Origin of the sequence: Neorhizobium alkalisoli (assembly GCF_007829835.1) — a bacterium.
GTDB lineage: Bacteria > Pseudomonadota > Alphaproteobacteria > Rhizobiales > Rhizobiaceae > Neorhizobium.
Map to the genome: position 1 here is coordinate 536,070 of NZ_VIWP01000001.1, position 18,126 is coordinate 554,195.

General features: G+C 61.5%; 15 protein-coding genes. 8 read left to right on the forward strand and 7 right to left on the reverse strand.

The window, feature by feature from the left end:
• Positions 1-101: 101 nt before the first annotated feature.
• From FHW37_RS02450 to FHW37_RS02470, 5 genes are read left to right on the forward strand one after another with little or no spacing between them, the layout of a single operon-like run.
• Positions 102-758, forward strand: a complete 657-nt coding sequence (locus tag FHW37_RS02450) for a GntR family transcriptional regulator (protein ID WP_210249257.1) — start codon at positions 102-104, stop codon at positions 756-758.
• On the forward strand, positions 755-2,068 hold the full coding sequence (locus FHW37_RS02455; RefSeq protein ID WP_145632038.1) for a hydantoinase/carbamoylase family amidase: 1,314 nt from the start codon (positions 755-757) through the stop codon (positions 2,066-2,068). Before FHW37_RS02450 ends, FHW37_RS02455 begins: the two co-directional genes overlap by 4 nt.
• A gap of 3 nt (positions 2,069-2,071) precedes the next feature.
• A complete protein-coding gene (locus tag FHW37_RS02460) occupies positions 2,072-3,025 on the forward strand; it encodes an NAD(P)-dependent oxidoreductase (RefSeq protein WP_145632039.1) in 954 nt (317 codons plus the stop codon).
• A 23-nt stretch (positions 3,026-3,048) separates the two neighbouring features.
• Positions 3,049-3,798 carry a 5-oxoprolinase subunit PxpB gene (gene pxpB / locus FHW37_RS02465; RefSeq protein WP_145632041.1) on the forward strand — a complete coding sequence of 250 codons (750 nt, stop codon included), beginning with the start codon at positions 3,049-3,051 and terminating at the stop codon, positions 3,796-3,798.
• The gene (locus tag FHW37_RS02470; RefSeq protein ID WP_145632043.1) at positions 3,795-4,739 is read left to right on the forward strand and encodes a biotin-dependent carboxyltransferase family protein; all 945 of its coding nucleotides are present in this window, start codon (positions 3,795-3,797) and stop codon (positions 4,737-4,739) included. The genes pxpB and FHW37_RS02470 overlap by 4 nt, the downstream gene beginning before the upstream one ends.
• A 25-nt stretch (positions 4,740-4,764) precedes the next feature.
• On the opposite strand, the gene FHW37_RS02475 is transcribed toward FHW37_RS02470, so the two are convergent.
• Positions 4,765-5,535, reverse strand: a complete 771-nt coding sequence (locus tag FHW37_RS02475; protein ID WP_145632045.1) for a LamB/YcsF family protein — start codon at positions 5,533-5,535, stop codon at positions 4,765-4,767.
• Positions 5,536-5,665: 130 nt separating this feature from the next.
• On the opposite strand from FHW37_RS02475, the gene FHW37_RS02480 reads away from it, so the two are divergent.
• Positions 5,666-6,367: a type 1 glutamine amidotransferase gene (locus tag FHW37_RS02480; RefSeq protein ID WP_145632048.1), complete on the forward strand. Its 702-nt coding sequence runs from the start codon at positions 5,666-5,668 to the stop codon at positions 6,365-6,367.
• A 31-nt stretch (positions 6,368-6,398) separates the two neighbouring features.
• A complete protein-coding gene (locus tag FHW37_RS02485) occupies positions 6,399-7,529 on the forward strand; it encodes a M24 family metallopeptidase (protein WP_145632050.1) in 1,131 nt (376 codons plus the stop codon).
• A gap of 60 nt (positions 7,530-7,589) precedes the next feature.
• On the opposite strand, the gene FHW37_RS02490 is transcribed toward FHW37_RS02485, so the two are convergent.
• Together FHW37_RS02490 and FHW37_RS02495 are read right to left on the reverse strand one after the other, a co-directional pair.
• On the reverse strand, positions 7,590-8,954 hold the full coding sequence (locus FHW37_RS02490) for a sensor histidine kinase (RefSeq protein ID WP_246690638.1): 1,365 nt from the start codon (positions 8,952-8,954) through the stop codon (positions 7,590-7,592).
• Positions 8,932-9,609, reverse strand: a complete 678-nt coding sequence (locus FHW37_RS02495; protein ID WP_145632052.1) for a response regulator transcription factor — start codon at positions 9,607-9,609, stop codon at positions 8,932-8,934. Before FHW37_RS02495 ends, FHW37_RS02490 begins: the two co-directional genes overlap by 23 nt.
• 297 nt (positions 9,610-9,906) lie before the next feature.
• On the opposite strand from FHW37_RS02495, the gene mqo reads away from it, so the two are divergent.
• Positions 9,907-11,613, forward strand: a complete 1,707-nt coding sequence (gene mqo, locus FHW37_RS02500) for a malate dehydrogenase (quinone) (RefSeq protein WP_145632054.1) — start codon at positions 9,907-9,909, stop codon at positions 11,611-11,613.
• A 200-nt stretch (positions 11,614-11,813) separates the two neighbouring features.
• Here the strand turns inward: mqo and FHW37_RS02505 are convergent, their stop codons facing one another.
• The 4 genes from FHW37_RS02505 to FHW37_RS02520 form a co-directional block, all read right to left on the reverse strand.
• Positions 11,814-13,931, reverse strand: a complete 2,118-nt coding sequence (locus FHW37_RS02505) for a carboxy terminal-processing peptidase (protein ID WP_145632056.1) — start codon at positions 13,929-13,931, stop codon at positions 11,814-11,816.
• A gap of 269 nt (positions 13,932-14,200) precedes the next feature.
• A complete protein-coding gene (locus FHW37_RS02510; protein WP_145632058.1) occupies positions 14,201-15,616 on the reverse strand; it encodes an amidase in 1,416 nt (471 codons plus the stop codon).
• 63 nt (positions 15,617-15,679) lie between these two features.
• On the reverse strand, positions 15,680-17,299 hold the full coding sequence (locus tag FHW37_RS02515; RefSeq protein ID WP_145632060.1) for an ABC transporter ATP-binding protein: 1,620 nt from the start codon (positions 17,297-17,299) through the stop codon (positions 15,680-15,682).
• Positions 17,296-18,126 carry an ABC transporter permease gene (locus FHW37_RS02520; protein ID WP_145632061.1) on the reverse strand — a complete coding sequence of 277 codons (831 nt, stop codon included), beginning with the start codon at positions 18,124-18,126 and terminating at the stop codon, positions 17,296-17,298. Before FHW37_RS02520 ends, FHW37_RS02515 begins: the two co-directional genes overlap by 4 nt.

The following is an 18,126-nucleotide window of genomic DNA, read 5'->3' on the forward strand; positions in this document are numbered from 1 at the left end:
GGACAGCCAATAGGCGTACATTGTGGTGACAACGGCCGACACGTGTGGCACCAGACAATGATTTGAAGCCGTCTCCGCACGGGAGGGACTGGATACTGATGTTGATTGAAACCGATAAGCGGCTGGCGCTGCAGGCCTACGAACAGATCCTGAACCTGATCCTGACCGGCGCGGCCCAGCCGGGCGCCATGGTGACCGAGCGCCGGCTTGCCGAAACGCTGAACATGTCCCGCACGCCAATCCGCGATGCGCTTCTGATGCTGGAGGGCGAAGGCCTGCTCATCCGCCAGGGTAGCCGCGGCCTGCAGGTCAAGCAGATGCGCATCGAAGACTATATGGATGCGCTGCAGGTCCGCCAGATGCTGGAGCCGGAAGCGGCGCGGCTCGCCGCCGGCCATATGCCGGCCGCCAGCCTCGATGAGCTGGAGGCGGATCTCAAGAGCCTGATCGGCAATCCCGGCAATGGCGAAGGCAAGCCGGACCGCGGCTCGGTTCGCGATGTCGACGACCGACTGCATGGCGGCATCGGCGACGCTGCCGGCAATCCGCAGCTGGCGCAGATCATCCGCACGCTGCGCCGCCAGACACAGATTTTCGATTTGAGAAGCATGCCGGAACGGTTCGAGGCGACCTGCCACGAACATCTCGATATCGTCCAGGCATTGCGTGAAGGACGGGGCGATGATGCCGCCCAGGCAATGCGCCGGCATCTCGAACACGTCAGAGACAGTATTATCGGGAGACTGACCCGCGCATGACAGTTTTGGCAAAGGGCGCCGTGGCCGAAGAAGCCTCGCGCAGCAATACCGCACCGGTGGATATCCAGCTGGCGGAACGCCTGTTCGACGAATTGCGACGCCGTACCGGGACCAATCGCGGCATTACCCGCACCTCCTATGGGCTTGGCGAGCAGATCGCCCATGACATGGTCCGCCGCGAGGCGCGCAAGCTAGGGCTCGAGGTCAAGACCGATCCCGGCTGCAACCTCTACATGACGATGAAGGGCCGCGAGGAAGGACCTGCGATCTTTATCGGCTCGCATCTCGATTCCGTGCCGATGGGCGGCAATTTCGATGGTGCCGCCGGCGTTCTGATGGGGCTTTGCGTCATTTCCGGCTATGTCCGCGCCGGCATTCTTCCGCCGCGCGATATCACCGTCATGGCGATCCGCGCCGAGGAAAGCACCTGGTTCGGTGCATCCTATATCGGCAGCCGCGCCGCACTCGGCCGCCTGACGTCGAGGGAGCTCGATCAGGTCAAGCGTTCTTCTGATCAAATTTCGCTCGGCAACGCGATCGACGCGGCCGGCGGCGATACGGAATTCCTCCGCGCCGGCAAATCCTATCTCGACCCGGCCGATATCGCGATGTTCATCGAGCCGCATATCGAGCAGGGGCCGGTCCTGATCGAAAAACAGATCCCGATCGGTATCGTCACCGGCATCCGCGGTTCGTTCCGCTTTCGCGAGGCCAAATGCCTCGGCACCTACGCCCATTCCGGCGCGACACCGCGTGAATATCGTAGCGACGCGGTGCGGGCAGCATCCGCCCTCGTCGTCGAACTCGATAAGGCTTGGGATGTGCTGCAGGCCGAGGGCGCTGATCTCGTCATCACCTTCGGCCAGTTTGCGACCGACGCCTCCGAAGCCGCCTTCAGCAAGATCGCCGGTCGGCTGAGCTTTTCGCTGGATATCCGCAGCCAGGAGCTGGAAACTTTGGCGCGGATGCAGACCATCGTCGCCGATGCCGTCTCTCGTATCGAGGCCGGCCATCGCGTCAAATTCGAACTTGGCCGCCTGACGGACAGCAAGGCCGCGAAGATGGATACGGCGATCGTGAACGCCATGTCCGACATGGCCCGTAAGCAGGGCATCGCAGCCGAGACCATGGCCTGCGGCGCCGGCCACGACGCGGCGGTCTTTGCCGATGCCGGCGTGCCGACCGGCATGATCTTCATCCGCAATGCCAATGGCAGCCATAATCCGGACGAGCAGATGGAGATTGCAGATTTTGCGGAAGCCGCCCGGCTTCTGTCCTCGCTCTGCCTCGATCCGCCGCTGAAAGCCTAGAACATGTCCACCCTTCGTTGCGACTGCCTCATCATCCAGCCGATCGCGCCGGTTGCGGTCCGGCTGCTGGAGGATGCGGGTCTCGCCGTCCACACCGCCGCCTCGACGGATTTTGCCGCGCTGGAACCCTATCTGGCCGTCACCAGATCCGTCATCACCCGCAATCACGGTCTTTCGGCGCAGGAAATCGCTTCGGCACCGCATCTGAAGGTCGTCGGCGTGCATGGCACCGGCACGGACAAGGTGCACAAGGCCTCGCTTTCCGAACGCGGCATTCCGCTGTTCAACACGCCGGGCGCCAATGCCCAGTCGGTGGCCGAACTCGCAATCGGGCTAATGATCGCCTGCGCCCGGTCTCTGGTCGCGGCGGATCACGCTTCGCGCAACGGCGACCACCTGTTTCGTCAGCATCACCGCACCTTCGAACTTTCCGGCCGCCGTCTCGGGCTCATCGGTTATGGGCATATCGCAAAGCTTGTCGCCAAAATGGCCAGGGCTTTCGGCATGGAAGTCGCAACAGTCTCGCGCTTCACCCCGGCTGCCGAACTTAAGGCCGAAGGCATTGCGCCGATGCCCGATATCGACAGTCTTTGCGCCTGGGCGGATATCGTTTCGCTGCATGGTATTCCCGAAGCCGTACCTGTCATCAACGCCGAGAGGCTCGCCTTGATCGGCTCGCGCGGCTTCCTGATCAACACCGCCCGCGGCGCATTGATCGATGAAGATGCGCTCGCCACCGCTTTGAGAGAAGGCACCATTGCCGGTGCCGGCCTCGATGTTCTCGCGATCGAGCCGATTATTTCCGGTCATCCCCTCCTCGACTGCCCGAACCTTGTGTTAACTCCGCATATCGGCGGCTCGACGGACGAGGCGCTGGAAAAGACAGGCCTTCAGGTCGCCGGTAGCATGCTGGCCGAGCTCAAAGTCACCGGCCAAGCCTCGAATTCCGGGCTTTGACCGCCCCAATGGTAAATTGAAAAATGTCTCTCTTGGCCTCCTCCGGCACCGGGATTTCCTATCCGCGCATCATCCGATGCGGGGATCGCGCCATCGGCATCGAGTTTTCCGATCAGGTGAGCGAGACGGCCAATCTGCAGGTTCTTACGCTAGACGCCTCCCTCGCCGCCGATCCGATCGACGGCGTTCTGGAAACCATCCCGACCTATCGCTCGCTAACCGTCATCTACGATCCGAAGACAGTGCGCGGCGCAAAGCTCGGCGAGGCACTTCTGCAGCGCGCGGCACAGGGCGAGATCGAAAGAAGTGCCGGACGCCTTTTGGAATTTCCCGTGTTCTATGGCGGCGAACATCAGGCGGATCTCGAAGATCTCGCCCGCCTCAAGGACATGACGGTCGCGGACGTCATCGCCCTGCATGCCTCCGCCGAATACCGTGTCTACATGATCGGCTTTGCCCCGGGTTTCGCCTATCTGGGCGGCCTGCCCGAAATCCTGCACACGCCGCGGCTTGCTGTGCCGCGCCAACGGATCGAGGCCGGCGCTATTGGCATTGGCGGGCGGCAGTCAAGCATCAATTCCGTGCCCGGCCCGAGCGGCTGGCGCTTTCTTGGCCGCACGTTATTCAAGCTGTTCGATCCGATGCGACCGGAACCGTTTCTTCTCAAGGCCGGCGACCGGATTCTCTTTCGCGGCATCGATGCCGCGGAAGCGGCAGAACTGGACCGGCAGGTTTCGGCCGGGACGGCAAAGCTGAAGGAGATCGCAGAGTGACTGCTATCCTTTCCATTCATCGTGCCGGCCCCTTGATGTCGGTGCAGGACAGCGGCCGTTACGGTTATCGCTCGCGCGGTGTTTCGACCTCGGGCGCCGTCGATCGCGATGCGCATGCAATCGCCAATGCTTTGGTCGGTAACGAGCCGGGTGCCGCAGCAATCGAATTTGCTTTGATCGGTGGCTCATTCAGCGCCGATCGCGATGTGCTGATCGCCGTCACGGGCGGCAATTGCCCGGTCGAAATATCCGGCAAGCCGGTCCACACCTGGGAAAGCCATCTTCTCCCCGCAGGCGAGACCTTGACCATCGGCGCCCTGCGCGGTGCCGTCTGGGGATATCTCGCCATTTCCGGCGGCATCGCCATTCCAGAAGTCCTCGGTAGCCGCTCGACCCATTTGAGAACTGGTCTCGGCGGACTTGATGGCAAGACGCTCGCGACCGGAGACAACCTGCCCCTCGGCGAAGCCGGAAAGCTCAAGCCGAAAACGCTCGGCGTTCCCTATCTGCGTAGCCACGCCCCGATTTGCATCGTTCCCGGCCCACAAGACGATTACTTCGACGAAGAAGCCTGGAAAACATTCTTGCGCCAGCCTTATCGCACAACGGCTTCGCGCGACCGGATGGCCATGGTTCTCGACGGTCCCGCGCTCAAGGCCTTCAAGGGTCATGACATCGTCTCGGATGCCACGGTCGTCGGCTCGATCCAGGTGCCGGGTTCGGGAAAACCGATCGTGCTGAGCGCCGATGGCCAGACGACCGGCGGGTATCCGAAGATCGCGACCATCGCCTCGTTTGATCTGGCCAGGCTGGCGCAATTACCGTCGGGGCAGGAATTCATGTTCCGCGCGATTTCTGCCGACATGGCCGAAGAGCTTGCAATCCACGCCGAGGACCGGCTTGCCGCGGTTATCGGCGGTCTCAAGAAGAGGAAGGGCTGACCGCCCTTCCTGATCGGCGCTGCGATCAGGCCTTCGGCTGAATCGATGAGCCGATCGTCCATCCCGCCGCTTCCAGCGCGCCTCTCAGATTTTTCGCCATCATCACCGCACCCGGCGTGTCGCCATGGACACAGACCGAGGCGATCGGCACTTCCAGCCGCTTGCCCGAGGCGGATGTCAGGCATCCCTCGGAGACCATCTCGATCACCCGCTTCACCAAGAATTCGGGATCATGGATGACCGAACCCGGCTCTGAACGCGGCGACAGGTTGAAATTGTCGGCATAGGTCCGGTCTGCATAGATCTCGTTGACCGGCGTCAGGCCGAGCGCCTCTGCCGCTCGTGCCGTCGCCGTGCCCGGCATGACCATGAAGGCGAGTTTTGGGTCGACCGCCTTGATCGCCCGGCCGACCGCCAGTGCCGTCGCATCGTCATCGGCGCAGACATTCCCGAGTGCTCCATGGGTCTTCACATGGGTCATCGGATAGTCTTCGAGCGCGGCGATCGCTGCCATGGCACCGACCTGATAGGCGACCAGCGATTCGATTTCCGACAGGCTCAATCCCGGCAGGCGTCGGCGGCCGAAACCGATCAGATCGCGATAACCGGGATGCGCACCGATCGCGACCCTACGCTGTTTCGCCAGCCTTATGGTTTCGCGCATCGTATCGGGATCGCCGGCATGGAAGCCGCAGGCGATATTCGCCGTGCTGACAATATCGAGCATCGAAGCATCGTCGCCCATCGTCCAGGGGCCAAAACCTTCGCCGAGATCCGAATTGAGATCGATACGCATTATGTCCTGTCCTTCCCGTCTGCTTCACGCTCTGCATAACAAATCATGCGTCGAAAACCACGATCTTAATTGCACATTGAAGACCATTGGTATACCAACGGCATTCAGTGAAATGAAGTGGTGAGCGAATATGGCGGGACGCCTTCTTTATCTCGGCAACGGACGCAAGTTTCAGTCCGTCGCGAAACTCGACGACCGGTTCGAGGCCTGGGGCCTGCAGGTCGATCGCCAATGGGCATTCGACGGACAGTTTCCCGCATCGCTCAAGGGTTACGACGGCATTTTTCTGTCGGGCAGCCCGCATGGCGCTTATGAGGATGTGCCCTTCATCCTGCGAGAACACGATCTGATCTGCGAAGCGGCCGAGATGGAAATCCCGATGCTCGGCATCTGCTTCGGTAGCCAGATTCTCGGCTCCGCGCTCTGCGGCCGCGACCAGGTATTCCGCCGCTCCTATTGCGAGATTGGCTACAAGGACCTGCCGCTGACGGAAGCCGCCAAGACCGACAAGCTCTGCCGTGACGTCGTCGACAGCGCCTATATGTTCGTCTGGCACAATGACGAGGTGAAGGCCGATCATCCGGACATGACGATCCTCGCCTATTCGGACGACTGCCCGAACCAGATCTGGCGTTACAAGGATGCCGATATCTGGGGCATCCAGGGCCATCCGGAAGTCACCAAGGCACAGGCCGTCGTCTGGTTCGAAGAGAACCGCGCCCGCATGGAACAGGACGGCGCCAATATCGACGACCTGAAGGCGCAGGCCCACGAAGCCGCCGAGGCAAAAACCATGCTGACCCGCTTTGCGGAACTGGTCCAGAACGCCTGATCCCAGATAAGACCTGACCCGAGGAAGAACGATGGTAACGCCCGCCTACTGGTTCGAACGCGCCGAATTTTTGTCCCGCCTCGCCCGCGTCCAGACGGAACTGAAGAAAAAGCAGCTCGACGGCCTCGTCGCCTTCCTGCCCGAGACCGTCACCTGGCTGACCGGCTATTTCACCCGCGCCTATGGCACGCTGCAATTTGCAATCATCCCGGCCGAAGGCGAGCCGACCATGTTCTGCCGCGATGTCGAGGAATATTATCTCGACAGCACCTGCGTGTTTTCCGACCGGGTGATGTGGACCGACAGCGATGACCGTATGGCCGTTGCTGCTGGCGCGATCGAAAGCCGGATCGGCAAGACGGCAAAGCTCGGCATCGAGCTTTCCGCCTGGCCGCTTTCCGCCGGCCGCTACGAATATCTGAAGAGCGCCCTGCCCGGCATCGTCTGGCAGGATGAAAGCGCGATGACGCCGCAGATGCGCCTCATCAAGTCGCCCGCCGAAATCGCCTATCAGCGCCGCGCTGCGAAAGCCGCCGAAGCCGGCATGCAGGCGGCGATCGATTCAGCCGCAGTTGGCGTCACCGAACGCGAAATGGCAGCAGAAATCTGCGCCGCCATGATCCGCGCCGGCTCCGACCTGCCGGGTCCCGGCGTCATGTCTTCCGGCGAACGGGCCTTCCACCTGCATGGCGGTTATTCCGACCGCGTACTGGAAGCAGGCGATATCGTCCAGATCGAGACCACGCCGAACGTAAAACATTACCATGCCCGCTTCATGCGCCCGATCCGGGTCGGACCGGTGCAGGATGACGATCACAAGGTCGTCGAACAGCTGATCGCCATTCAGGACGCGGCGATGCGCGAGGTGAAGCCCGGCGTTTCCGCCAGCGTCCCGGATGCGATCTACCGCGACGGCGTTCTCTCGGCCGGTCTGCGCGAGACCTATACGAACAAGACCTTCTATTCCGTCGGCCTGCTGCTGCAGCCGAATGGCGGCGAACCGCTGGAAGCAGCCGCCGGCAGCACCTGGACCTTCGAGCCGGGCCAGACCTTTCACACCTACGTTCTTGCCCGCGGCTTCGGTATGTCCGAAACGATTGCCATTACCGAAACGGGTTATGAAAAGCTGACCAACTTCCCGCGCCAGCTGTTCGTCAAGTAAAGATGATGGCTGACTGGCCGGAGCCTTCCGGCCAGCGGCGGGACTGGATCAATCCCTGTCCTAGCTGGGAAAGGCAATTTCCGCCGTAAATCCTTCGGCAGGAACGATATCGAACCTGAAGCCGTGCAATCTCACGATTGCAGCAACCAGTGTCAGGCCAAGGCCGATGCCCTTTGTGTGACGGCTTCGATCGGAGCGATAGAATCGCTGCACGAGCAGGTCTCTTTCATTGTCCGCGACGCCCGGCCCCGTATCGCTGATACGGAACAGACGCTCGGTCTCGGTCGATGACAGCAGAAGATCTACCGAGCCTCCCGGTGGCGTGAACTTGACGGCATTGTCGACGAGATTGGCAATGGTCTCGAACAGAAGATCTCGGTCACCACGCACGATAATATCGGCCTTCACGCCGACATTGATCGTCAGGTTCTTCTCCTCGGCAAAGGGCTCGTACAGTTCGGCGACCTCCTCGATGATCTCGGCCATGGAAACATCATCGAAGGCGGCGAGGCGCCGGGTCTGTTCGATCTCGCGGATGCGCAGCAAGGCGTTGACGATTGAGATTGCGTGATCGAGACCCGAAATACCGCGATCGATCGCACCATGGAGATCATCGACCGAACCTGCCGTGCGCCGGGCGCGCTCAAGGCCGATGCGGACACGGGCAAGCGGCGTGCGAAGATCATGGGCGATATCGTCGCCTATTCCGGCGAGATTCTCGACCAGGGTCTGGATTTCTTCCAGCATGCCGTTGACGATCAGCGCCAGCTTGTCGAGTGGGTCCTCGCTGTTGCGGATCGGCAGGCGCTGCGTCAGGTCGCCGGCAACGATGTCTGCGGCGCGCAACTGCATCTCGCGGATGCGGCGCTGGGACCTCACGGCGAACAGGAGCGAGGCTGCGAGGCCGAGAAGGAATGCCGGCAGAAGCCCGAATATGAGCCCGCGTTCCACGACGAGAGCGGTCTGCTCATTGTCCTTCGTGCTCCAGCCGACGACAACGATCCGTCCATCAGCCAGGCGGCGGGCAAGGGCGCGGGAGGGCTGGATCATGCGCCAGTCCGGCCCGAAACGATCGATATTCACCTGGATCGGCGCGCGATCGACCTCTAGTCCGGCCGGCCATTCGACAATGTTTCCGGAGATCCTTTCTCCGGAAGCGGAAAACAGCCCCGTCGGTTTGTAGCGGCGGGGATCCTGTCTCAGCCGCTCCTCATAGATCGTCAGCGGCCCCTCTGTCGACTGGGCGACGATTGCATCCGATTCCTGGATGATAAGGCCATCCAGCAATGACACGAGTTCGCGGCTCGTCGTGACGTAGGCAAACACGAGGCTGAGCATGATCGTTGCGGCGATCGCGGCAAACAGCGCGACCGTGTAACGAAATGTCGAGTTCCAGATCCAGTCAATCAGGCGCGCGGAGGACAAAACCTTCTCCACGAATATTGGAAATCATCGGCGCTTCTCCAGCGATATCAACCTTGCGCCGAAGCCGCCCCATATGGACGTCGACCAGATTGGAATCGGGCACGAACTTGTAGTTCCACACCTCTTCGAACAGCATGGCGCGGGTCAGCAGCTGCTCGCTGTGGCGCATCATGTATTCGAGCAAACGGAATTCCCGCGGCAGAAGCTCGATCGCCCGGCCGCTACGACTGGCATTGCGCTCCAGCAGATCGAGTTCCAGCGGCCCAACCCGCAAAGCCTTTGTGCTCGGCTCGGCCGGGCGGCGAAGCAGGGCTTCGACACGCGCAAGCAGTTCGAGAACCGCGAAAGGCTTGGTCAGATAATCGTCTCCGCCGGCCCTCAACCCTTTGACGCGATCGTTGACGGCGCCGAGAGCGCTCAAGACCAGAACCGGCGTGCGGACATTGTCGCGGCGCAGGGCATCGATCACGGCAAGGCCGTCTATGCCGGGCAGCATGCGATCGATGATCATCACATCGGGCTTGGTGGTTCTCGCCTTTTCAAGCCCGCCAATGCCATCCGCTGCCCATACGACCACATAACCATGGTCGCCAAGTTCCGCGCAGATATCCTGCGCAGTCTCGGCATCATCCTCGATCAATACAATCTTCGTCATGGCCCTATCTAACGCGGATCGCCCGGCCTGTCTTCATGGCGCCCTAAGCACCTCGGTGGCGAGACGTATCGGTTCGCATCCACCAAAACACCGCTCCGGCAGGCGTTGAAAGGTTTTGAAGGGCAGCGTGGGGATAGCGGGTGGAATACTAAATTCTAATTTAATGGCTTTGGCCGCGCTGCGGGCGCATGGGTCCTGCGACAAATCGTAGCCGCGACAACATGTCAGAAAACGATCTCTCTCCTGGGGATCACCTTGACGAGCGGCGCGATCAACGCCCAAGTCAAGAGGTACCCGATGCCCGGCGAAAACAAGAGCATTCCCCCATCCCATTCCGACCGTCTCACCCTCAGCCGCCGCCAGCTTCTCGGCTCGGCCGCAACCGGTGCAGCTGCCCTCTCCCTTCCGGCCGTTCCGAGCTGGGCTGCTCCCATCGAGAAGTCGGTGGACGTCCTGTTGATCGGCGGCGGCATCATGAGCTCGACGCTCGGCGTCCTTCTCAGCGAACTCGAGCCCGGCTGGACAATCGAGATGCTGGAACGTCTCGACGACGTTGCCATGGAGAGCTCCAACGGCTGGAACAATGCCGGCACCGGCCATTCCGCTCTCGCGGAGCTGAACTATACGCCGCAGGACACCAAGGGTAATGTCCATATCGAGAAGGCCGTCGAGATCAACGAAGGTTTTCAGATCACCCGCCAGTTCTTCGCCCACCAGATCGACATGGGCGTATTGAAGGACCCGCGCTCCTTCATCAACTCGACGCCGCATATGAGCTTCGTCTGGGGGGATGAAAACACCGAATTCCTGCGCAAGCGCCACGAAGCGCTGAAGGCAAGCCCGCTCTTCTCCGGCATGCAGTTCTCCACCGATCCGCAGGAGATCGCCAAGTGGGTGCCGCTGATGATCGAGGGCCGTGACCCGGCGCAGAAGATCGCCGCAACCTGGTGCCCGCTCGGGACCGACGTCAATTTCGGCCAGATTGTCCACCAGTATGTCGCGCATCTGAAGAGCCTTCAGACCTTCAACCTGCGCACCTCTTCGGAAGTGAACGAAATCGAGCGCAATGCCGACGGCACCTGGAGCGTCGGTTTCGAAAACACCAAGACGGGCGAGCGCGGCACGATCAAGGCGAAGTTCGTCTTCCTCGGCGCCGGTGGCGGCGCGCTGCCGCTCCTGCAGATGTCGGGCATTCCGGAAGCCGACGATTATGCCGGTTTCCCGGTCGGCGGTTCCTTCCTCGTCTGCGACAAGCCGGAGATCGTCAACCAGCATCTCGCCAAGGCCTATGGCCAAGCATCGACCGGTGCACCGCCGATGTCCGTGCCGCATCTCGATACCCGCGTGTTCGACGGCAAGCGTCACATCCTGTTCGGGCCCTTCGCGACCTTCTCGACAAAATTCCTCAAGGAAGGCTCGTTGTTCGACCTGCCGTCCTCCGTCACGCTCGACAATATCTGGCCGATGCTTAAGGTCGGGATTGATGAGTTCAACCTCGTCGAATATCTCGCCGGCCAGCTGATGCTGTCGGATGACGACCGTCTCGCAGCCCTGCGCGAATATTTCCCGAAGGCGGAAGCGGCCGATTGGCGCCTGTGGCAGGCCGGCCAGCGCGTGCAGATCATCAAGCGCGACAAGGACAAGGGTGGCGTCCTGAAGCTCGGCACCGAAGTCGTCGCCGCCAAGGACGGCAGCATCGCAGCCCTGCTCGGCGCCTCGCCGGGTGCCTCGACGGCGCCGCCGATCATGCTCGACGTCCTAAAGAAGGTGTTTGCGGCCAAGCTCGCCACGCCGGAATGGCAGGACAAGATCCACAAGATCGTACCGAGCTATGGCGTCAAGCTGAACGAGAATCCGGAAATCCTCGTCAAGGAATGGGCCGCAACGGCAGACCGCCTGCAGCTCGCCATCGCGCCGCCGGCGATCAATGCAAACGTTCCGGGTCAGCCTACCGTCAAGGTTCCCGGCGGTGTTGTGGAACAGAAGTCGGATATCGCGCTGTAATCACAATGCATGATCCGCATCATCCGATAGGGTGATGCGGACCTGAAAACAAAGCGGGCCGGGACATGCAAGATTGCTGTCCTGGCCCGCTTTGTTTGTATCTGGAGATAGCTTACCCGCAATGCTCTCTGCATTGAAAGGAAACCGGAGCCGATGCTGAAAGCGGCGAGCAAACCGGCCCGCCACCTCAGCCGAAACGGTTATTCGCCGCTGTTGCCGCTGCGCGCATTCGCAGCCTTCGGTGCGCCCTGCTGCAGGGCAAGTTCGTCAGCGACGATCGAGGCAGCTTCGGTGCGCAGGACGTCCTTGGCGTTCTTGCGGGCGTTCTCGAGTGCAAGATCAGCCGTCAGGCTGCGCTCGTTCGCCTGCAGGCCATCATCTTCGCCACGAACCAGTCCGTCATCAAGTTCTGCCCGCGCCTTCAGACGGGCGGCCATGGCAGCCTGTTCCTTCCGGCGCTCTGCCTCATTGAGGGAGATAACGGTCTTTTCGCGCTCGGACTTCACTTCAGCAGCGTCCTCGACGAACTGCTGGAAATCCCGGTCGTCCTTGACGCGTGCGTCGTGACGGCTCTGCAATTGCGGCACCAGAGCCGAGATATTGCCGAATACCGTATATTTCGCCGGCTTGATCTCGGTCCATGGCAACGCATTGTCATAGCTCGATTCACCGAGCGTCTTCGGATCGGAGAAGCCCGGCAGGCTGATATCGGGTGTTACGCCGCGCAGCTGCGTCGTGCCACCATTGATCCGGAAGAACTGGGCAATGGTCAGCTTCAGCTGGCCGAATTTCGGCTTGCTGTTGTGAGCCGCCTGGTCGAGATCGATCACGGTCTGCACTGTGCCCTTGCCGAAGCTCGGCTCGCCGATGATCGCACCGCGGCCGTAATCCTGGATGGCCGCTGCAAAGATCTCGGAAGCCGAGGCCGAACCGCGGTTGATCAGGACGCCGAGCGGCCCTGCCCAGACCGGTGCGGAAAGATCATCGCTTTCGACCTCGATCTTTCCTTCGGAATTGCGCTGCTGAACCACAGGCCCCTTGCCGACGAACAGACCGGTCAGATCGATCGCCTCGCTCAGCGAGCCACCGCCATTGTCGCGCAGATCAACGAGAACGCCATCGACATTTTCCTGCTTCAATTCAACGAGGAGTTTTGCGACATCGCGGCTGGCGCTGCGATAATCCTTGTCACCCTTACGGCGGGCATCGAAATCTTCGTAAAAGGCCGGCAGTGTGACAACACCGATCTTGCGGGTGACGTCGCCGTCCTTGACCGACAGAATGGTCTTCTTGGCGGCCTGCTTTTCGAGGCTGATCTTGTCGCGCACCAAACTGATCGTGCGGTGGGTCGCGTTCTCGCCGCCTTCGGCAGGCAGGACGTCCAGACGCACAACGGAACTCATGGCGCCGCGGATCATCTGCACGACTTCATCGAGACGCGTGCCGACGACTTCCTTGATGGCACCGTCTTGACCCTGACCGACGCCGATGATGCGATCGCCAACCGCGAGCTTGCCGGACACCTGTGCCGGGCCGCCCGGCACGAGTTCGCGGATCGTCGTGTAACCGTCGCGATCCTGCAGAACCGCGCCGATACCGACCAGCGAAAGCTTCATCGAAATGTCGAAATCGGCCGATGCAGCAGCACCGAAATAATCCGTATGCGGATCGACGGAGGTCGTATAGGCCGCCATGAAGGACTGGAAGACGTCGTCGCTCTTGTAGCCGTAGATGCGATCGAGGATGTTCTGGTAGCGCTTGTCGAGCGTGTCGCGAATTGAGGCATCGGCCTGACCGGCAAGTTTCAGGCGAAGCCAGTCGTTCTTGACGCGCTTGCGCCACAGGTCATCGCTCTGCTCCGCCGACTTCGGCCAGGGCGCATTGTCGCGCGCCACATCATAGCTTTCCTGTACGCTGAAATCGAAACCCTGCTTCAGCAGGCCGCGCGCATAAGTCATGCGTTCAACGACGCGTTGGGTATAGGTGTTGAAGATCGAAAACGGGATCTTCAGGTCTTCGCGCAGGATGGCGTCGTCGACGGAGGCACTGTCGGCCATGAACTTGTCGACATCCGCCTGGACGAAGAAGCTGCGGTCCGGATCAAGCGCCTTGATATAGCGGTCCATGATCTTGGCCGACAGGGCATCGTTGAGCGGAACCGGGCTATACGCATACCGTGTCAGGAATTGCGCACTCAGATGCGCAGCCTGCGCCTGCGACTGCAAAGGCGCCAGAACGGGAGCCGGTGCCGGCTCCAGCGAGTAGGCCGGCGTTGCAATGGCGAGGAAAAGGCCGATTAAACCGTGTCTGATGTGCATTCAGCTTAGACCCTAATTACCATTCTCATCTTTATTACTTCATCGTGGTGTAACAAAGGTGAGGTTTTGGCAACCGGACAAATGCGCAAAATTTCGTGTGCATCGCCAAAATCTGAATATGCACAGGCAATTCTCCCCTCTCGGGAGAAGTCGGGACCCTGTTCGCCGAAATGTTAAGACCGCCGCCGGAGCAACGACCCGCTCTCGATCGCACTCACTGGTGCCGACGGCGGCGACCGGAATATCGGCCGCCGCCACCGACATCAGTTTCAAGCCGCGAAAGGATCCACCGGCGCAAGCCGGCCGATAGCGCGTTCGAGCACTGCACCGGCTTCCAGCAGACGGCGATCGGCAAAGCGGGTGGCAAGCAGCTGCACGCCCATCGGCTTGCCCGGCGTCGCGCCGACCGGCACGGTGAGGCCCGGCAAACCGATCGTCGGCGTGCCCATGTAAGGCGCGCAGACATTGTAGAACCAGTCGATATCGAGATCGTCGGAAACGTCGAGATCGTCGATCATCGGCTTTGCCCAGCAGACGGCCGTCAGGACCAGTGGCCATTGTTCGAAGAATAGCTGCCACTTGCGCAGAAGTACGGAACGATGAGCGATCGCGGCCAGCATGCCGTCGCGATCGTCGATGACCGGCACACCTTCGAGCTGGACTTCCAGCATCCGCTTCATCTTCCAGTCGCCATTTGCGACCATGAGCGGGCCAAGACCACCGCGCATCTCGTTGCCGAGAATGAGGCGCCAGTGATCGACGAGCTCGCGGAAGGACGGGACCGGAACTTCCTCAACCTCGTAACCGGCATCGGCAAGCATCGCGGCCGCCTGGCGGATCGCCGCCGTCACTTCCGGATCGGCGGGGCTTTCATCGGTTTCCGCCAGCACCGCAACCTTGCTCGGCCTGTGCGCGAGCGGGCCAAAAATCTCGCCGGCCGGCACCTGCCAGATATCGTTCGGATCCGGCCGGCTCATCATCTGCATGGCAAGCCTGATATCCTCGACTGAACGGGACAAAATACCCTGCACCGCCATCATCTGCGAAACGATCTTGCGCTCCGGCATGGAAGGGCTGGTCTGCGGAATGAGGCCCGATGTCGGGCGCAGGCCGTAGACGCCGCAGCAATAGGCGGGGTGACGCACCGAGCCGCCGATATCATTGCCATGCGCGATCGCGCCGATGCCGGCTGCCGTCGCCGAGCCGGCGCCGCCAGATGAACCGCCGCAGGTGATCGACTTGTCATGCGGATTGTAGGTCGCGCCATAAAGGTCGTTGCTGGTAAAGGCGCGCATCGAATAGGCGGGCGTATTGGTGCGGCCGATGACGGGCAGCATGCCGGCCTTGACGGCGGCGACCGTCGAGGAATCCTGGGCGGAAATATTGTCCTTTAAGGCAACGACGCCATTGGTGTTGGCACGTCCCTTGAAATCGACATTGACCTTGACGGTCATCGGCACGCCGTGCAGCGGCCCCTGGGCACCGTGCTTGCGCAACACTTCGTCGGCGGTCTTCGCCACGGCCAGCGCTTCCTCGGGCATCAGGTCGACCACCGCGTTGATCGCCGGATTGACGGCCTCCATGCGGGCGATCGCGCTTTCCGTCGCTTCGACCGAACTGATGCGGCCACTCGAAATTCCCGCGGCAAGCTCGGCTGCCGTCCATTGCCAGAGGTCATTGCTCATGGTCTGTCTCCTGTCGTCATCGCTTTTGAAATCAGGTGCTGAAATTGCGGGTGGGAAGCCGGCTCAGGCCGGCGCCGCGCGGGCGGCGAAAAAGGCGCGTCCCGGCACGGCCTCCAGAAGCCGTTTCGTGTAGTCGCTACGGGGATTTTCGAAGAGTTCCTCGGTCGGCCGCTCTTCCTCGATCTCGCCCTTGCGCATGACCAGAACCCGGTCGGCGATCTCGCGGGCGACACGCAGGTCATGGGTGATGAAGATCATCGCCAGGCCCATTTCGGTCTTCAGGTCGTTGAGCAGATCCAGAACCTGCGCCTGGATCGAGACGTCAAGGGCCGAAACCGCCTCGTCAGCGATCAGGATTTCGGGCCTCAGCGTAAGTGCGCGGGCGATGCAGATGCGCTGCCGCTGGCCACCGGAAAACTCGTGCGGAAAGCGGTCAAAGGCCTGCGGGCCGAGCCCGACACGCTCCAGCCATTTTTCAGCAAGTTTTTTCGCTTCTACGCGGCCGACACCAAACGCAATCGGTCCCCTGATGATGCTTTCACCCACCTTCAGGCGCGGATCGAGAGAAGAATAGGGATCCTGAAAGACGATCTGTGCACGCCGGCGAAAATCGCGCAGCTCCCTGCCCTTCATCTGCCGGACCGATTTTCCGTGCCAGAGGATTTCGCCGGCATCGGGTTCCACAAGCCGCAGCAGGATACGCGCCAGCGTCGATTTGCCGGACCCGCTCTCGCCGACGACGGCCAGCGTATCGCCAGGCGCAAGCTGGCAGCTGACATCGCGCGCAGCAACCGTCTCGCGCGGCTTTGCAAACAGTCCCTGCCGCGTGACGAATTTTTTCTGCAGGCCGCGCACTTCGAGAACAGGCGGCCTCGGCTCGCCCGCCTGCCGGAAGGCGCCCTTGCCCGGCACGGCGTCGAGCAGCATCCGTGTATAGGCCTTTTCCGGCTGCATCAGCACGGCATCCGCCGAACCACTCTCGACGATATCGCCCTTCTGCAGAACGACCACCTTGTCGGCGATGTCGGCGACGACGCCGATATCGTGGGTGATGAACAGCACGCCCATATTATGGGTCTTCTGCAGCCCCTTGATCAGGTCGAGGATCTGGCGCTGCGTCGTCACGTCGAGCGCGGTCGTCGGCTCGTCGGCGATCAGCAGTTTAGGATTGTTGCAGAGCGCCATGGCGATCATGACGCGCTGCCTCTGACCACCCGAAAGCTGGAACGGATAGGACAAGCGTAGCCGTTCCGGATCGGGAAGACCGACCTGCTGGAAGAGTTCGACGACCTTGGCCGTCACCTCTCGCGCAGGCATTGCCCCCTGATGGGTGCGGATCGCCTCTGCCACCTGCTCGCCAACACGTTTCAGCGGGTTGAGCGCCGTCAGCGGCTCTTGAAAGATCATCGAGATCTTGTCGCCACGGACGTTTCGTCGTTCGGCCGGGGTCAGGTGCGCGAGATCGGTCGCGCCGAACATCAGTGCCCCACCATCGACGGCAATGCCGGGCGGCAGCAGGCCGAGAATGGCATGGGCGATCATCGACTTGCCGGAGCCGGATTCGCCCACAAGGCAGACGATCTGGTTTTCCTCGATATCGAAATTGACATTCGAGACGGCATGGCTGCGATCGGCACCGGCCGGCAGCGCGATCGACAGGTTCTGGACGGAAAGAAGCGTCATGAGCGAGAAATCCTCGGATTGAGGGCGTCGTTCAGCGCTTCCCCGATGAGATTGATGGCAACAGCGGTCAGGAGGATCGCCAGCCCCGGAAACAGGCTCGCCCACCAGGCCATGCGGATGACGGTACGCCCCGCCCCGATCATGTAGCCCCAGGACATGTAATTGGGATCGCCAAGGCCCATGAAGGAAAGCGCCGCCTCGATCAGGATCGCCGAGGCGACCGTCATCGAGCCAGTGACGATGATCGGCGAGATGGCGTTGGGGATCACATGCCGAAGCAAGATCGACATCGACCCCAATCCCTGGCAACGCGCCGCCTGCACGAATTCGCGGGCGGCAATGCTTTGAACCTGAACGCGGGTGAGCCGCGCCAGCGGCGGCCAGCTGACAAGACCGATCGCCAGAATGATCGTCGAGATCGACGGTGTCAGGATGGCGACGAGCAGGATCGCCAGCACGAAATTCGGGATCGTCTGAAAAATCTCGATGAAGCGCACGATTAGCCGGTCGACCATGCCACCGGCATAACCGGCAATCGCACCGAGTGTCACACCGACAGCCAGGGCAGCGATGGTCGAAGCAATGCCGATCATCAGCGAGACGCTGGCGCCGTGCAGGATGCCCGAGGCAATGTCGCGTCCCATCGTATCCGTGCCGAGAAGCGAACCGGCAGTACCCGGCGGCTGCAGCGGCGCACCGACCATATCCCAGGGCGAGCCGGGATAAAGGATGGGCGCAAGGGCCGCGGCGAGACAGACGAGGAAGAGGATTGCCAGACCTAGCAGGCCCGACGGCTGGCGAAGGAATGTCCGAATGCTGTCGTTCAT

Excerpts from the sequence above, each read along its gene's own strand:
- FHW37_RS02455 (WP_145632038.1), top strand. The coding sequence starts at position 755 with ATGACAGTTTTGGCAAAGGGCGCCGTGGCCGAAGAAGCCTCGCGCAGC.
- FHW37_RS02460 (WP_145632039.1), top strand. The coding sequence starts at position 2,072 with ATGTCCACCCTTCGTTGCGACTGCCTCATCATCCAGCCGATCGCGCCG.
- pxpB (WP_145632041.1), top strand. The coding sequence starts at position 3,049 with ATGTCTCTCTTGGCCTCCTCCGGCACCGGGATTTCCTATCCGCGCATC.
- FHW37_RS02475 (WP_145632045.1), bottom strand. The coding sequence starts at position 5,535 with ATGCGTATCGATCTCAATTCGGATCTCGGCGAAGGTTTTGGCCCCTGG.
- FHW37_RS02480 (WP_145632048.1), top strand. The coding sequence starts at position 5,666 with ATGGCGGGACGCCTTCTTTATCTCGGCAACGGACGCAAGTTTCAGTCC.
- FHW37_RS02485 (WP_145632050.1), top strand. The coding sequence starts at position 6,399 with ATGGTAACGCCCGCCTACTGGTTCGAACGCGCCGAATTTTTGTCCCGC.
- FHW37_RS02495 (WP_145632052.1), bottom strand. The coding sequence starts at position 9,609 with ATGACGAAGATTGTATTGATCGAGGATGATGCCGAGACTGCGCAGGAT.
- mqo (WP_145632054.1), top strand. The coding sequence starts at position 9,907 with ATGCCCGGCGAAAACAAGAGCATTCCCCCATCCCATTCCGACCGTCTC.
- FHW37_RS02505 (WP_145632056.1), bottom strand. The coding sequence starts at position 13,931 with ATGCACATCAGACACGGTTTAATCGGCCTTTTCCTCGCCATTGCAACG.
- FHW37_RS02510 (WP_145632058.1), bottom strand. The coding sequence starts at position 15,616 with ATGAGCAATGACCTCTGGCAATGGACGGCAGCCGAGCTTGCCGCGGGA.
- FHW37_RS02515 (WP_145632060.1), bottom strand. The coding sequence starts at position 17,299 with ATGACGCTTCTTTCCGTCCAGAACCTGTCGATCGCGCTGCCGGCCGGT.
- FHW37_RS02520 (WP_145632061.1), bottom strand. The coding sequence starts at position 18,126 with ATGAACGACAGCATTCGGACATTCCTTCGCCAGCCGTCGGGCCTGCTA.